Consider the following 15,041-nt stretch of genomic DNA (forward strand, 5'->3'; position numbering starts at 1 on the left):
GCAACAGGCCCCGCAAAGCGGACAATGTGTGCATCCTTGGCCGATCTGTCCCGCATATCCATGGTCTTCACGAGGTTTCCACATCGTTATCCCAGGCGGCTCGCGTCCGGGCCGTGGCTGACGTAAATTCAAGACGAGGCAATTCGCGTCAGCAAAGCTGCGCGGTGGCACCGCGCAGAGGAGGGGGCTGCGCGGTGCCGTGCCCGCTTCCCGGCGTCAAAGAAACGTTCCGACCCGGAGTCACCCACGCGGGCGATGCCCCACGCCCCCATGATTCCGCCGCGATTCGGCCACGAAACCCCCATGAACAGGGCTTCGACCCACCACCGCGCCGTCGCCGTCCGACTCCGGAGAGTAGTTGTGGCACGCCGATGCACACACCATCCCTCACGAAGGGTTATGGTGGAAACCCCCCCTCGGGCCGGTCCGTCTCCCCCCCACGGACCGGCCCGTTTTTTGTGCGCGGGGGACGGTCGGGAGACGCGCGAGAGATGCCCGCGAGACGCGCATGAGTCGGGCGGCCGGGGTACCCGCCAAGGCGCGGCGCCCGCACCGACAGGGGCCTCGCGGCACGGGCGCGACCGGTCCCCGACGGCCCGCCACCGCCCACGCACCAGAAGGCCCCGTGCAGTTGGCAACCGGAAGCCACCGGTAGGCTCTAGCCGCGGGGACCGCCATCTCAGAGGGGCTGACTTTCACGTGAACCTGCGCGACAAGCTGCGTGGCCTGCTGGTCAGGCTCTACGCACGCCGGGTGGAAGGCCACCTGGACCACGCCCAGGTGCCCAAGCACATCGGTGTCATCGTGGACGGCAGTCGGCGCTGGGCCAAGGCAGCCGGTTCCACCCCCGTCGACGGCCACCGCGCCGGCGCGGAGAAGATCGAGGAGTTCCTCGGCTGGTGCTCCGAGACGGACGTCGAGGTCGTCACCCTCTGGCTGCTGTCGACGGACAACTTCAACCGCCCGCCGGAGGAGCTCGGCCCCCTCCTCGGCATCATCGAGGACGTCGTGCGCACCCTCGCCGCCGACGGCCGCTGGCGCGTCCACCACGTCGGCACCCCCGACCTGCTGCCCTCCCCGATGCAGACGGCGCTCAAGGAGGCGGAGGAGTCCACCGCCCGCGTCGACGGAATACTGGTCAACGTCGCCATCGGCTACGGCGGCCGCCAGGAGATCGCCGACGCCGTACGGTCGATGCTGCTGGACGCGCACGACAAGGGCACCTCGATGGAGGAGCTCGCCGAGGCCGTCGACATCGACATGATCGGCCGTCATCTCTACACCGGCGACCAGCCCGACCCCGACCTCGTGATCCGCACCAGCGGCGAGCAGCGGCTGTCCGGATTCATGCTGTGGCAGACCGCCCATTCGGAGTACTACTTCTGCGAGGTCTTCTGGCCGGCCTTCCGCAAGGTCGACTTCCTGCGCGCGCTGCGCGACTACGCGGCACGCCACCGCCGCTACGGCGGCTGACAGGCACCCCACAGAAAAGCGCCCGTCTACCCCGTTTGGGACGGAAGTAACACGGAGTTCACCAGCGTGCCGTCGTCCGTACTGGCATGGCAGCGCATGTTCGAGGGCATAACCCAGTCAGGTCGATGCCCGAACCACGGGTGTCGGATCTCAGCGGGCGGCACGGGGCCGTCCGCCCGGGAGGCCCTTTGCACCAGCTCGACCGTGCGGTCTCAGCACGGAAGAAGCAGTGGAGGGCCGGTTCCCGGCCCGTGCAAACGGGCCGTCGACCGGTCCAGCTCCACTCCGTCGCTCCCCGACCTCATCCGAGGGGGTACGTCCTTCCGTGGTGACCAGCACAAAGCGCCACAAGCCAGACCGGCGCACTTATGTCCTCGACACCAGTGTTCTGCTGTCGGACCCCAACGCCCTGAGCCGCTTCGACGAGCACGAGGTCGTGCTCCCCATCGTCGTGGTGACGGAACTGGAGGCCAAGAGGCACCATCCCGAACTCGGATACTTCGCCCGGCAGGCCCTGCGCCTGCTCGACGACTTCCGGGTCCGGCACGGTCGTCTGGACGCCCCCATCCCGATCGGGGACCTCGGCGGAACCGTCCGTGTCGAGCTCAACCACTCGGACCCCAGCGTGCTGCCCAGCGGCTACCGACTGGGGGACAACGACTCCCGCATCCTCGCTGTCGCCCGGAATCTGCAGGCCGAGGGGTTCGACGTCACCGTCGTGTCGAAGGACCTCCCGCTCAGGATCAAGGCGTCCTCGGTCGGTCTGCTGGCCGAGGAGTACCGCGCCGAACTCGCCATCACGGGCTCCTCCGGCTGGACCGGGATGTCCGAGCTGACGCTGCCCGGCGAACAGGTCGACATCCTCTTCGAGGAGGGGCACGTCTACGTTCCCGAGGCCGCCGACATCCCCGTCCACACCGGGCTGACGATCCACTCGGAGCGCGGCAAGGCCCTCGGCCGGGTCTCGCCCGAGGGAAACGTCCGTCTGGTGCGCGGCGACCGGGAGGCGTTCGGCATCAAGGGGAGGAGCGCGGAGCAGCGCATCGCGCTGGACATCCTGCTCGACCCGGACATCGGGATCGTGTCCATGGGCGGCCGGGCCGGCACCGGAAAGTCGGCGCTCGCGCTGTGCGCGGGTCTGGAGGCGGTCCTGGAGCGCCGCCAGCACAAGAAGGTCATGGTCTTCCGTCCGCTCTACGCGGTCGGCGGGCAGGAACTCGGCTATCTGCCGGGCTCCGAGGCCGAGAAGATGGGCCCCTGGGCGCAGGCGGTCTTCGACACGCTGTCCGCGGTCACCAGCCGCGAGGTCATCGAGGAGGTCACCGCGCGCGGCATGCTCGAGGTCCTGCCGCTCACTCACATCCGCGGCCGCTCGCTCCACGACGCGTTCGTGATCGTGGACGAGGCACAGTCGCTGGAACGGAATGTGCTTCTCACCGTTCTGTCCCGAATCGGCGCGAATTCACGGGTCGTTCTGACCCATGACGTGGCCCAGCGGGACAATCTGCGGGTCGGTCGCTACGACGGTGTGGTCGCCGTGGTGGAGAAGCTGAAGGGACACCCGCTCTTCGCCCACGTCACGCTGACGAGGTCCGAGAGGTCCCAGATCGCGGCGCTTGTGACCGAAATGCTGGAAGACGGCCAGATCTGACAGAACCAGGGGAAAAGCGGGGCCAGTTGGCGCCGTCCGGAAAGGCCAAGAGCCTAGCCGGGCGGCGCCTTCGTGTGTCGCCGTTTCTCGAAATCCCTGGGGCCAAACGGGATGTGAGCTTTCACACGCAACTCAGAATTGCCACCCGGCGTCCGGTTACGGCAGAGTCTCACTCCTGTCAGGCCCCGCATACGACACATCTGTACCCCCAGCGGTACGGCACCACAGCAACACCACCAACTCCACAGCGTCGTCGTATGCCGCCCGCGCACCATGCGGCGCTCCCCGTGAGGGAGTTGCCCACCGGGCCCGTGCCTCCCGTGACCCCGCAGTTGGGAGGCCAGTGTCTAGGGGCACGATTGCGTCCGCCAGGGTCACCGAAGCGGGCGATGCTGGAAGGAAAACCGTGTGAGCCCGATTTCGGTCCGGGGATTCGCAGTGGCCTCAGCCACCGCGGTCACCGCTGTCGGAAGCGTTGTCGGAGTTGCCTCCGGCAGTGTCGCGCAGCCGAACGACGCCGAGGCGATGGCAGCCGACACGACGACGCTCCTGGCGGACATCCCCGCGGGTGAGCAGGCTCAGGTGCAGACCGTGTCCCTCACGCAGCAGGCCGACACACAGGCCATCGCCGCGGACGCGAGCGCCAAGAAGGTCGCGGAGGAGTCGGCGCGCAAGGCCGCCGCCAAGTCCGCGATCGAGAAGAAGGAGGCCGCCGAGAAGGCGGCCAAGGAAGCCAAGGAGCGCGCCGAGGCCAAGGAGAAGGCCAGCAGGAGCTCCTCCAGCTTCCCCGTGCAGAGCTCGTACACCGTCGGCCAGATCCAGGCGATGGCTGCCTCGATGGTGCCGAGCGGGCAGTTCCAGTGCTTCAGCAACATCGTGGACCACGAGTCCAGCTGGAACTACCGGGCCGTCAACGCCTCCTCCGGTGCCTACGGTCTCTTCCAGGCCCTGCCGGGCTCCAAGATGTCGTCGGTCGGCTCCGACTGGCAGACCAACCCGGCCACCCAGATCAAGTGGGGCCTCAACTACATGGACAGCCGGTACGGCAGCCCCTGTGAGGCCTGGTCGTTCTGGCAGGCCAACCACTGGTACTGAGCGCGCCCGGCACTCAACCTCGCGAAGCCCCTCCCCGTCCTAGGGGGAGGGGCTTTTGCCCTGTACGGTCGGACCGGACGGCTCCAGGGGGGAGTGGTGGGGAGAGACGGGGGAAGAGGACGGATCATGTCGCGAGTGCCAGGGTGGATCGGTCGGCTCGGTGCCCGACTGACCGATGTGGGAGAGCGGCTGGACGAGCGCCGCGCCGAGGTGGCCCGTGAGGAGGCCGAGGCCGACTCGTCCGAGCAGCCCCGGCACAAGCCGGGGAAACCGGTGAGGACCGCCTCCCGCCCGCCCGTCGTGCTGGTCCCCCGCCCCGACCCGGCGCAGGCCGTGCCGTGGGGCGTACGGGTCGCCGCCGAGGCCGGCTGGCGGCTCCTGATCCTTGCGGGCACCGTCTGGGTGCTGATGCGGGTCATCAGCTCCGTACAGCTCGTCGTCTTCGCCTTCGTCGTCGCCCTGCTCATCACCGCGCTGCTCCAGCCGACGGTGGCCCGCCTCATGCGGCACGGCGTTCCGCGCGGCCCCGCCACGGCGCTCGCCGCCATCCTCGGCTTCGTCGTGATAGGGCTGATGGGCTGGTTCGTGACCTGGCAGGTCATGGAGAACATCGACGACCTCTCCAACCAGATCCAGAGCGGCATCGACGATCTGCGCAACTGGCTCCTGAAGAGCCCCTTCCACGTCACCGACAAGCAGATCAACCAGATCGCCAAGAACCTGCGGGAGGCGGTCGGCGCCAACACCGACCAGATCACGTCGGCGGGCCTGGAGGGCGTCCAGGTCGTCGTGGAGGCCCTCACCGGCATCCTGCTGACCTTCTTCTCCACCCTCTTCCTGCTCTACGACGGCCGGCGCATCTGGGAGTGGACGCTGAAGCTGGTCCCCGCGGCCGCCCGTCCCGCCGTGGCCGGCGCGGGCCCGCGCGCCTGGCGCACCCTGACCGCCTACGTCCGCGGCACGGTCCTGGTGGCCCTCATCGACGCCGTCTTCATCGGCATCGGGATCTACTTCCTCGACGTCCCCATGGCCGTCCCGCTGGCCGTCTTCATCTTCCTGTTCTCCTTCATCCCGCTGGTCGGCGCGGTCGCCTCCGGCGCGCTGGCGGTCCTCGTCGCGCTGGTCACCCAGGGCGTGTTCACGGCGGTGATGACCCTCGCGGTGGTCCTCGCCGTCCAGCAGATCGAGGGCCACATCCTCCAGCCGTTCATCCTGGGCCGCGCGGTGCGCGTCCACCCGCTCGCGGTCGTCCTCACGGTCGCGACCGGCGGCATGGTGGCCGGCATCGGCGGCGCGGTGGTGGCCGTACCGCTGGTGGCGGTGACGAACACGGTGGTGAGCTACCTCAAGGCGTACGCCGAGGAACAGTCGGCGCCGCCCGAGGCCGAGGACGAGGTCGTCACAGCGGAGGAAGGTCAGGCGGAACCGCCTCCGGAACCTGAAAAACCTGCCCTTGATTCGGTCAATTGAGCGCCGAACACAGTGTTTTGAACAGCCCGGGAACTCAACTTCCGTCAACTAGGGACAGGTAGGAAACCCGCCCTCGGAATATGCGCCCGGACTGATACACCTTCCCTCCTCAGCGCTACGCGTCAGGCGTGTGTGCGAAATGGCGGGGGGTGTGATGTCGGGGCACGAACACCTGGCACAGGCCCTGGCCGCGTGCGGCCGTGACGGCTTCACCGGAGAGCTGCGGATCACCGGCACGCCCGGTGGCACCTTCCACTTCGGGGACGGCCGGGTGGTCGCCGCGGAGTCTCCCGGCGCCCCGGGCCCGGAGGCGCTGCTGCTGCGCTCCGGGCGGGTCAGCGGCGAGGAGTGGGCCCAGCTGGTGCGGGAGTCCGACGGCTCGCGCTGGCCGGCCACCGCGCTCATCGCGCATGGCTACGCGGGGGCCGCGCAGCTGCGGGTGGTGTGCTCGCTGGCCCTGCACGACGCCGCGTTCGCGATGGCCGCGGGCCGGGTGGAGGAGTGCGAACGCCTCCCCACCGCGGAGCCGTTCGCGCAGGTCCCCCTGGGTGAGCCGCCCCTCAGGCTGCTCCAGGACGCGGTCCGTAGACTCGCCGCCCTCGCCGCCCTGCCGCACCCCGTGCACCCCGACCGGGAGCGTCCCGTGCGCTCCGGCACGGGCAGCGCGGCCGGGGCCCTGCGGCGCGAGCTGCTCACGCAGGCCGACGGCCGCAGTACGGCCCGCGACCTCGCCTTCCGGGTCGGGCGCGGGGTCTACACCGTGACGGTCGAGATCGCCCGCATGCTCGACGAAGGGCTCCTGGTGTGTGCGGGACCGCCCGCGCCCGTCGCGGTCCGTTCCCTCCCCGAGGGCGACGAACTGAGGCCCCGCAGGCCCCCGCCCGAGGAGCGGCCTCCGGCCCCGGCGAGAACCGATCTGCCCCGCCGAAAACCCGGCGGTTTCTTCCGGCTCAGAAACGGGACGTCCACATGAAAAAGCCGATCAGACGCGAACAGAATTAGGGGAGTGGAATTCATATGGATCACCAAGCGCTGGCGCTCGAAATGCGCGGTCTGCGCGAACAGGTCACCGGAATCACGGACACCGCGCTGGCCGCCGCGGACGGGCTGCTCATCGCCGCGGACACCGCCGACTCGATCGACCCGGAGGGCCTCGCCGCGCTCGCGGCGGCCGGTCTCGGCCTCGCCCGGCGCACCGCCGGGGCGACCGCCCGCGGCACGCTGCGCCGGACGGTGACGTACGGCAGCCACGGCTGCGCCGCCTTCTACGCCGTCGGGGAGACCGCCCTGATGGTCGTGCTCGGCGACGAGGGCCTGGACGTGGACCACCTGCACCGGGCGACCCAGCCGACCCTGAACCGGATCGGCTCGATCCTCACCGACAAGGCGTCCGGGAAAGCACCAGAGGGAGTCTGAAGGGATGGCGACGAAGCGTATGACCCCAGGTTTCTCCGACCAGGTGATGGGCCTGGTCAAGTCCCTTCGCACCGATGCCCCCGACTGCGTCGCGTCCGGTGTGGTCGACATGTCCACCGGCATGCTGCTGTCGTACGAGACCGTCGAGAGCCACCCGCCGGAGGTACTGGACCTCCTGGCGGGTGCGACGCTCGACCTGTTCCAGGGCCGTACGGTCGTGATGATCGAGGACGTCTTCAAGGAGCGCCGCGGGGTCAGCAGCGACAGCCACTTCTTCCAGGAGATCCTCGTCAACAGCGAGAACCTCACGCACCTGTTCGTGCGGCTGGTCGAACAGCAGGACGTCGTGGCCGTCGTGGTCTGCCGCAAGTCGGTCAACGTCGGCATGCTGTTCGCCCAGGTCCGGCGGGTGGTGAAGGAGTACAGCCTCTGAGCGGACACCCGGCTGCGGGCGGCTACTCCGTCCGCAGCCCGTCCGGCCGCATCAGCCTCAGCAGCGGCGGCAGACTCAGCAGCGTCACCACGAAGACGACCCCGGCACCCACACCGGTCATCGACAGCACACTCGGCCAGTCCACGCGGACCGCCGTGCCCGTCATCTTCAGCAGGACCGCGCCCAGCGTCAGCCCCACCACCGAGGCCAGCAGCAGCCCCAGCGAGATCGGGATCGCCGTCTGCCACAGCACCGACAGACTCAGGGTGCGCCGCCGGGTGCCGAAGGCGATCAGCGCCGACAGCAGCTTCTTGCGCTCCCGCAACTGCTCCAGCTGGGAGACCAGCAGGCTCGCCCCGATCAGCGCCAGGACACAGGCGGCGCCCACGAACAGGCCGGTGCGGATGGTGTCGTAGCGGTCGTTGCGCTCGCTGGAGACCCAGGTCATCGGCTCTTCGTGCGGGTTGATGCGGGCCGCGGTGTTGCGTACGTACTCGCGGGCGTCCGGCAGCGACTCGTCGAGCCGCACATAGACCTCTCCGCTCAGTCCCGGCACGACCGTCGAGCCCACCGCGCTCGGGGTGATCAGGATGCCCCCGCGCTTGTAGCCCGTCGGATCCGCGACGGACCGGGCCTGCTTGATGCCCTTCGGCACGGTCCAGGCCACCAGCTTGCTCTTCTCCGGGTCGTCGGTGGTCTCGAAGTAGACCTTCCCCCCGGGCTTGAGCGGCGCGGCCCCGGCCTCGGCCTCGGGATCGCCGCCCCGTACGGCGAAGGTGTCACCCTCGTGGCAGGAGGGCAGCGCGGCCACCTCGCGCAGGGTCGCGCAGCCGGCGACGGTCGCCCGGGTCCAGCGCGCCCGGTCGCCCCGCCCGTCGGCCACGTAGCCCTCCTCGAAGGCATAGGCATGCTGGACGCCCTTGGTCGCGGCGAGTTCCTTCGCGACCGCGTCGAGCTTGCCCCCTTCCGGGACCTGCACCTGCATCTGCGCCCGCGAGATGTCGTAGGTGGTGTCCTTCGTGTACTCGCTGTCGGTGCCGGCGAACAGCATCTGCAGGGCGATCGCCCCGGCCACCGCGACCGCGATCCCGTTGACCATCCGGGCGGCCGTGCCGCTGCTCAACTGGAGCCTGCGCACGGCAAGTTGCCAGGACACCGCGCCCGCGCCCAGCCGGGCCACGACCGCCTCGACGATCCACGGCAGCAGCGCGGTCACGCCGACAAGGAGCAGGACGACGCCGCCGGTGACGAGGTACTGGTTGAAGTCGCCGCCGTCGCGGCCCTTCCCGACCATCGGGTAGAGCATCGCGAGTCCGGCCAGCGGCACCAGCAGCCGCCACCACAGCCGGCGCCGCGCGGGCTTCGCCGTACGCACCACGCCGAGCGGCTCGATCACCACGCCGCGCAGGGCGAGCAGCGTCACGAGGACGGCCGCCGCGGGCACCGCGACCGCGATCAACAGGGCCAGCATCGGCGAGGGGTTGAGGTAGCTCGGGAACACGCTCTGCCCGAACACCTCGACGGAGCCCGCCACTTCACGGCCGATCAGGAAGAACCCGGTGCCGAGGACGAGTCCGAGCACCGCGCCGGCCAGCGCCTCGCCGGCGGCGATCCGCCGGGTCGAGCGGCCGTCGGCGCCCACCAGCCGCAGGGCCGCGAGCCGCCGGTCGCGCCGCTCGCCGCCGAAGCGCACGGCCGCGGTGATGAACACGGCGACCGGCATCAGCAGCACCACGAAGACGACGAGGACCAGCAGCACCAGCACCGGGTCGGAGTTCGAGTCGGTCGGGTACGGGTTGCCGTACTTGTCGATCCGGGTGACCCCGGGGCTGTTGAGGCCCTGGGCGGCGAGCCCCTCGGCCCCGCGGTAGAAGGCGAGTTCGTGGGAGCCGATCAGCCCGCTCTCGGCGATCGTCCCGGCGATCCGGTTCGGCAGCCGCTCCCGCAACAGCTTGCCGTCCTCGGATTCCAGCAGTTTCTTCAGCGCGGGGGAGACGACCATCTCGCCGACCGCGGGGAACTTCGCGACCCCGGGCGGCAGGGGCGCCTTCGGCCCCTCGGGCTCCAGGTCCCGGCCGCGGATGTCCGTGTCCCGGAAGGTGGTCGACGCGTTCCCCGACAGCAGGGTGTTGTCGGCCTTCTTCAGGTGTTGCCCGTAGTTGGTGTCCGCGCGGGCGTCGCCCCGCTCGTGCCGCACGGCGAGCGCGTTCGGCAGCGCGGTCGTCAGCAGCAGCAACGCCACCCCGAGCCCGACCCCGACCGCGGTCAGCAGCGCCCGGACCCACCCCTCGCGCCCGCCCGCGAAGGCGAACCGAACCCCCATGGAGAGGTCTCTCCACCACTGCCTCACGCTCATACGACCCGCTCCATGTCCCGGGACTTCCCGTCCCGTACGACGATCTCGCGGTCGGAGTAGGCGGCCACCCGTGCCTCGTGCGTGACGAGGACGACGGCCGCGTTGGTGGAGCGGGCGGCCTCGGTGAGCAGCTCCATGACCCGCTCCCCGTTGAGTGAGTCGAGGGCGCCGGTCGGCTCGTCCGCGAACAGCACGCGCGGGTTGGTCACCAGGGACCGGGCCACGGCCACGCGTTGCCCCTGACCGCCGGAGACCTCACCGGGCCGCTTCTTCCTCAGGTCGTCGACCTCCAGGCGCTCCATCCAGCCCAGGGCCGCCTTCTCGGCCTCCTTGCGGGAGGTGCCGTTCAGCCGCAGCGGCAGCGCCACGTTCTCCACGCAGGTCAGCTCGGGGACGAGCTGCCCGAACTGGAAGACGAACCCGAACTCGGAGCGCCGCAGAGCGCTGCGCTCGGCGTCGTTCATCGTCGCCATCTCGCGGCCGTTGTACATGATCGAGCCCGAGTCGGGCGTGACGATCCCGGCGAGACAGTGCAGCAGGGTCGACTTGCCGGACCCGGAGGGGCCCATGACGGCGACGACCTCGCCGGGGTGGATGGAGAACTGGGCGCCGTCGAGCGCGACGGTCGGACCGTAGGTCTTGTGCAGCTCGTCTGCGACGAGCAGGGAACCGGCCGGGGTCACTTGACCACCACCTCCGCGAGCTTGTCGAGACGCGCGGCGGTCAGCTCCAGCCAGCGCAGGTCGGCCTCGAGATGGAACAGGGCGTGGTCGCAGATCAGCTGGTCGGCGAGGTCGCCCTTGCGCTTGCGGTCGGTGAGGATGCGCATCATCCGCAGATGCTCGGCGCGCTGGTTGTCGAGGATGTCTCCGGCGTCCCGGTGCGTGAGCAGCGCGAGGACGACCTTGGTGTACAGCGTGGACTGGAGATACGGCTCGGGCTTCTCGGGCGTGGCGAGCCACCGCTGTACGTCGGTGACCCCGGCGTCCGTGATGGCGTACCGCTTGCGCTCGGGGCCGTCGCCGGGCTCGACCCCGTCGACCTCGACGAGGCCGTTCTTCAGCAGCCGCGACATCGTCGAGTAGACCTGGCCGTAGTGCAGCGGCCGGTCGTGACCGAACTTCTCGTCGAAGGCCCGCTTGAGGTCGTAACCGTGGCGGGGCCCGGACTCCAGGAGCCCTAGGAGGGTGTGACCGATGGACATGAGGAGGACTGTACATGCGGTGTATACCCCCCGTGTATACGCGCGGTGTGCAGTCGCGTCCGGGGTGTGTGGAGCCGCAGGTGAGGGCCGATTGTCACGGTTCTGCTACACGCGCTCAAGGGCCCTGGGTGTCCCGGGCGTCCCGGGTGTCCTTGGGGGGCCGCCCCCGGCGCGGCAGCGGGCCGGCGTCCCCGGGCAGGCGGCCGGCCTCCTTCAGAGCCCTGCGCAGCAGGAACTCGATCTGTGCGTTCGCCGACCGCAGTTCGTCCCCGGCCCAGCGCGCCAGCGCCTCGTACACCAGCGGGTCCAGCCTCAGCAGCACCTGCTTGCGCTGCTGAGGCCGCCGCTCGGGGGAGTCCCCCTCGAAAGGTGCCGTCACTGGTAGAGCGTCCCGGTGTTGAGGACCGGCTGCGGGGCGCGGTCGCCGCACAGCACCACCATCAGGTTGGACACCATCGCCGCCTTGCGCTCCTCGTCCAGCTCCACGATGTCCCGCTCGGTGATCCGGGCGAGCGCCTCCTCGACCATGCCGACCGCGCCCTCCACGATCTGCCGCCGGGCCGCGACGACCGCGCCGGCCTGCTGCCGCTGGAGCATCGCCGAGGCGATCTCCGGCGCATAGGCGAGGTGGGTGAAGCGGGACTCGATGATCTGCACGCCGGCCGACTCCACGCGCGCGTGCAGCTCGGTGGCGAGCTTCTGGGTGATCTCGTCGGCGTTGCCGCGCAGCGAGAGCCCGTCCTCCTCGTGGGCGTCGTAGGGGTACTCGATGGCGATGTGCCGTACGGCCGTCTCGGTCTGGGTGGCGACGAACTTCACGAAGTTGTCGACCTCGAAGGTGGCCTGCGCGGTGTCCTCGACCTTCCACACCACGACCGCGGCCAGCTCGATCGGGTTGCCGTAGGCGTCGTTGACCTTGAGGACGGCGGTCTCGTGGTTGCGGACCCGGGTGGAGACCTTGGTCCGGGAGGTGAAGGGGTTCACCCAGCGCAGGCCGTCCTGACGAATGGTGCCCTTGTAGCGCCCGAAGAGCTGGACGACCCGGGCCTCGCCCGGCGCCACCGTGTTCAGGCCGCGCAGCGAGATGAGCGCGGCGATCAGCACGAGGACCCCGCCGACGGCGAAGCCGGGGCTCTCCCCGCTCGCGGCGAACAGGAAGACGGCGATCAGCAGCCCGGCCAGGCCCAGCAGCAGCACGAGCGCGCCGCCGATGCTGTGCGCGGCCACCTCGCGTACGCGTGGGGCGGGCATGTCGGGTGTGTCGGCGATGGGTGCGGAGTCTTGCGCGGACATAGTGGTCCCCCGTCTAGCTCGGTTCTATCAAAGTGATAGCACTTTACCCCGTCCTGGCAACCTTGACACCCTCTCGAAGGTCTGGTTCCGAGGAGGAGGGTGCTGATTCTCACGCCCGCCCGGGACCCGATCGAAGGCGCTGTGTCATATAGACCGGTGTTAGCTTTCTGAGCTGACCTGAGCCACGAACCGGTGTGGCCGCCGATGAGGAAGCGGAGCGAGTCGACCCATGGGACGAGCGGAAGAGAGAAGAGCACGTCAGCGCGGTGGCCGCCGCGCGGCGCCGCCCACGCGCTCGTCCGGGACGCCGAGCGACGGCATCGTGACCGGCGGCAGGGCCGCGGCGCGCAGAGCGGCGCAGGGGAAGAAGGGCGCGAAAAAAGGTAAGAGCGGCATACGCCGGCTCTTCACCTGGAAGAAGATCCTCGGCACCTTCCTCGGCTTCTGCCTGCTCGGCATCGGCGCCTTCATCGTGATGTACATGATGATCTCCGTGCCCAAGGGCAACGCGGACGCGCAGAAGCAGAGCAACATCTACGAGTACAGCGACGGCTCGGTCATGGCCCGCGTCGGCGACAGGAACCGCGAGATCGTGGACCTCTCGGAGGTGCCCAAGCCCGTCCAGCGCACCTTCGTGGCCGCCGAGAACAAGACCTTCTACACGGACTCCGGCGTCGACCTCAGAGGCACCGCCCGCGGTCTGCTCAACACGCTCTCCGGCAAGGGCAAGCAGGGTGGCTCGACGATCACCCAGCAGTACGTCAAGAACTACTACCTCGACCAGGACCAGACCGTCACGCGCAAGCTGAAGGAACTGGTCATCTCGTTGAAGGTGGACCGCACGACGTCCAAGGACAAGATCCTCGCGGGCTACATCAACACCAGCTACTACGGTCGCGGCTCCTACGGCATCCAGGCCGCCGCCCAGGACTACTACCGCGTCGACGCCAAGAAGCTCAGCGTCGAACAGGGCGCGTACCTCGCCGCGCTGCTCCAGGCCCCGAGCCAGTACGACTGGGCGGTCGCCAGCGACACCGGCAAGAAACTGGTGACGGCCCGCTGGAACTACGTCCTGGACAACATGGTCGAGCAGGGCTGGCTGAAGAAGACCGAGCGCGACGCCATGACGTTCCCGGTGCCGAAGCCTCCGAAGGCCGCTCCCGGTCTCGAGGGCCAGAAGGGCTACCTGGTCAAGCTCGCCAACCAGCAGCTGGAGAAGCAGCTGGTCAAGACGCAGGGCATCACCCAGGACGAGGCGGAGGCCCGGGTCGAGAACTCGGGCTGGACCATCACGCTGAACATCGACAAGAAGAAGCAGGCCCAGCTGGAGAAGTCCGTCAAGAGCCAGCTGATCAGCAAGCTGGACCCGAAGAAGCGGTCGGTCGACAAGAACGTCCAGGCCGGCGCCGTCTCCGTCGACCCCAGGACGGGGAAGATCGTCGCCCTGTACGGCGGCCAGGACTACACCAAGCACTTCATCAGCAACGCCAACCGCACCGACTACCAGCCCGCGTCGACCTTCAAGCCGGTCATCCTCGCCGCCGCTCTGGAGAACGCCTCCGAGACACAGGGCGGCAAGGCGATCGGCGCGAACACGATCTACGACGGCACCAGCAAGCGCCAGGTCGTCGACAGCAACGGCGACAAGGTCGGATTCGCCCCCGAGAACGAGGACAACCACAGTTACGGCAAGCAGGTCACCGTCCAGACGGCGATGAACCAGTCCATCAACTCCGTCTTCGCGCAGATGGGCGTCGACGTCGGCATGGACAAGGTGCTGAAGACGGCCACCGATCTCGGCATGGACACCGGCAAGCTGAGGCCGCTGCCCGCCTACACCCTGGGCACCATGGGTGCGAGCCCGATCCAGATGGCCGCCGTCTACGCCACGCTCGACAACCACGGCAAGCAGGTCACGCCGACCATCATCAAGTCGGCCGAGCAGGGCGGCACCGAGACCCGGCTGCCGGACCCGATCGGCGAGCAGGTCATCAGCCGGAAGGCCGCCGACACGGTGACCTCGGTACTGACCGGCGTGGTCGCCGACGGTACGGCGAAGGTGTCCGTGGCGGAGAACCCGGCCCGCAACGGCCGTAAGGTCGCCGGCAAGACGGGCACCTCCGACGACAACCTCTCGGCCTGGTTCAACGGCTTCACCCCGGACCTGGTCACCTCGGTCGCCCTGTTCGGCGAGGACGCCAAGACCGGCGCCCAGACCAAGATGTACAAGACCGCCGGCCTCCCCCGCGTCAACGGCGGTGGCTTCCCGGCGCAGATCTGGGCGGCGTACACCTTCGGCGTCGCGGCCGAGAACACCAAGTTCGACCTCGACACCGACCAGGGCGCCGCGGTCCAGCCGACGTGGACCCCGAGTCCCACGGCGAGCAGGTCGTCCGAGACCCCGTCGTCGACCCCGACCACGGAGAAGCCGTCGGAGACACCCTCGGAGACGCCCTCGGAGACCCCCTCCGAGACGCCGTCCGAGACCCCGTCGCAGAGTGCGCCGACCGGCGAGCAGAGCAGTCCGGCCGGGATAACGACCTCACCGGCGAATCCGTTCGACCCGAACGGCAACCAATAGCGACACAGCAACAGGGGGCGCCCGGCTTCTGCCGGGCGCCCCCTGTTCGTCTTCGAGGTTCGCCTTCGA

Annotated in this window: 13 protein-coding genes; 8 read left to right on the plus strand and 5 right to left on the minus strand. The window is 69.4% G+C overall.

Annotation, left to right across the window (positions count from 1 at the left end):
• Positions 1–699: 699 nt before the first annotated feature.
• From ACIRP7_RS17785 to ACIRP7_RS17815, 7 genes are all read left to right on the plus strand, one after another.
• Positions 700–1,473, plus strand: coding sequence for an isoprenyl transferase (locus ACIRP7_RS17785; RefSeq protein WP_403659807.1), 774 nt, complete (start codon positions 700–702; stop codon positions 1,471–1,473).
• Positions 1,474–1,798: 325 nt separating this feature from the next.
• A complete protein-coding gene (locus tag ACIRP7_RS17790; RefSeq protein ID WP_403659810.1) occupies positions 1,799–3,124 on the plus strand; it encodes a PhoH family protein in 1,326 nt (441 codons plus the stop codon).
• 408 nt (positions 3,125–3,532) lie between these two features.
• On the plus strand, positions 3,533–4,219 hold the full coding sequence (locus ACIRP7_RS17795; RefSeq protein ID WP_403659813.1) for a transglycosylase SLT domain-containing protein: 687 nt from the start codon (positions 3,533–3,535) through the stop codon (positions 4,217–4,219).
• A 126-nt stretch (positions 4,220–4,345) separates the two neighbouring features.
• The gene (locus ACIRP7_RS17800) at positions 4,346–5,689 is read left to right on the plus strand and encodes an AI-2E family transporter (protein ID WP_403659816.1); all 1,344 of its coding nucleotides are present in this window, start codon (positions 4,346–4,348) and stop codon (positions 5,687–5,689) included.
• 154 nt (positions 5,690–5,843) lie between these two features.
• A complete protein-coding gene (locus ACIRP7_RS17805) occupies positions 5,844–6,662 on the plus strand; it encodes a MarR family transcriptional regulator (RefSeq protein ID WP_403659819.1) in 819 nt (272 codons plus the stop codon).
• 44 nt (positions 6,663–6,706) lie between these two features.
• A complete protein-coding gene (locus ACIRP7_RS17810) occupies positions 6,707–7,105 on the plus strand; it encodes a roadblock/LC7 domain-containing protein (RefSeq protein ID WP_403659822.1) in 399 nt (132 codons plus the stop codon).
• A gap of 4 nt (positions 7,106–7,109) precedes the next feature.
• Positions 7,110–7,538, plus strand: a complete 429-nt coding sequence (locus ACIRP7_RS17815; RefSeq protein ID WP_403659825.1) for a hypothetical protein — start codon at positions 7,110–7,112, stop codon at positions 7,536–7,538.
• A gap of 22 nt (positions 7,539–7,560) precedes the next feature.
• Here the strand turns inward: ACIRP7_RS17815 and ACIRP7_RS17820 are convergent, their stop codons facing one another.
• The 5 genes from ACIRP7_RS17820 to ACIRP7_RS17840 form a co-directional block, all read right to left on the minus strand.
• Positions 7,561–9,894 carry an ABC transporter permease gene (locus ACIRP7_RS17820; RefSeq protein WP_403659828.1) on the minus strand — a complete coding sequence of 778 codons (2,334 nt, stop codon included), beginning with the start codon at positions 9,892–9,894 and terminating at the stop codon, positions 7,561–7,563.
• On the minus strand, positions 9,891–10,577 hold the full coding sequence (locus ACIRP7_RS17825; RefSeq protein WP_403659831.1) for an ABC transporter ATP-binding protein: 687 nt from the start codon (positions 10,575–10,577) through the stop codon (positions 9,891–9,893). Before ACIRP7_RS17825 ends, ACIRP7_RS17820 begins: the two co-directional genes overlap by 4 nt.
• Positions 10,574–11,098 (minus strand): PadR family transcriptional regulator, encoded by a 525-nt coding sequence (locus ACIRP7_RS17830; protein WP_403659834.1) that lies wholly within the window; start codon positions 11,096–11,098, stop codon positions 10,574–10,576. Before ACIRP7_RS17830 ends, ACIRP7_RS17825 begins: the two co-directional genes overlap by 4 nt.
• A gap of 115 nt (positions 11,099–11,213) precedes the next feature.
• Positions 11,214–11,528, minus strand: a complete 315-nt coding sequence (locus ACIRP7_RS17835; RefSeq protein WP_403659837.1) for a hypothetical protein — start codon at positions 11,526–11,528, stop codon at positions 11,214–11,216.
• A complete protein-coding gene (locus ACIRP7_RS17840; RefSeq protein ID WP_389997604.1) occupies positions 11,474–12,391 on the minus strand; it encodes an SPFH domain-containing protein in 918 nt (305 codons plus the stop codon). The genes ACIRP7_RS17835 and ACIRP7_RS17840 overlap by 55 nt, the downstream gene beginning before the upstream one ends.
• 229 nt (positions 12,392–12,620) lie before the next feature.
• On the opposite strand from ACIRP7_RS17840, the gene ACIRP7_RS17845 reads away from it, so the two are divergent.
• Positions 12,621–14,972, plus strand: a complete 2,352-nt coding sequence (locus ACIRP7_RS17845; RefSeq protein WP_403659840.1) for a transglycosylase domain-containing protein — start codon at positions 12,621–12,623, stop codon at positions 14,970–14,972.
• Positions 14,973–15,041: the final 69 nt, after the last annotated feature.

It is taken from the genome of Streptomyces sp. NPDC102270 (genome assembly GCF_044766405.1).
In the GTDB taxonomy this organism is placed as follows: Bacteria; Actinomycetota; Actinomycetes; order Streptomycetales; family Streptomycetaceae; genus Streptomyces.

What these genes read in the sequence shown, in the direction of transcription:
- ACIRP7_RS17845 (WP_403659840.1), top strand. Translation starts at nt 12,621, where the DNA reads ATGGGACGAGCGGAAGAGAGAAGAGCACGTCAGCGCGGTGGCCGCCGC.
- ACIRP7_RS17800 (WP_403659816.1), top strand. Translation starts at nt 4,346, where the DNA reads ATGTCGCGAGTGCCAGGGTGGATCGGTCGGCTCGGTGCCCGACTGACC.
- ACIRP7_RS17805 (WP_403659819.1), top strand. Translation starts at nt 5,844, where the DNA reads ATGTCGGGGCACGAACACCTGGCACAGGCCCTGGCCGCGTGCGGCCGT.
- ACIRP7_RS17840 (WP_389997604.1), bottom strand. Translation starts at nt 12,391, where the DNA reads ATGTCCGCGCAAGACTCCGCACCCATCGCCGACACACCCGACATGCCC.
- ACIRP7_RS17830 (WP_403659834.1), bottom strand. Translation starts at nt 11,098, where the DNA reads ATGTCCATCGGTCACACCCTCCTAGGGCTCCTGGAGTCCGGGCCCCGC.
- ACIRP7_RS17815 (WP_403659825.1), top strand. Translation starts at nt 7,110, where the DNA reads ATGGCGACGAAGCGTATGACCCCAGGTTTCTCCGACCAGGTGATGGGC.
- ACIRP7_RS17820 (WP_403659828.1), bottom strand. Translation starts at nt 9,894, where the DNA reads ATGAGCGTGAGGCAGTGGTGGAGAGACCTCTCCATGGGGGTTCGGTTC.
- ACIRP7_RS17810 (WP_403659822.1), top strand. Translation starts at nt 6,707, where the DNA reads ATGGATCACCAAGCGCTGGCGCTCGAAATGCGCGGTCTGCGCGAACAG.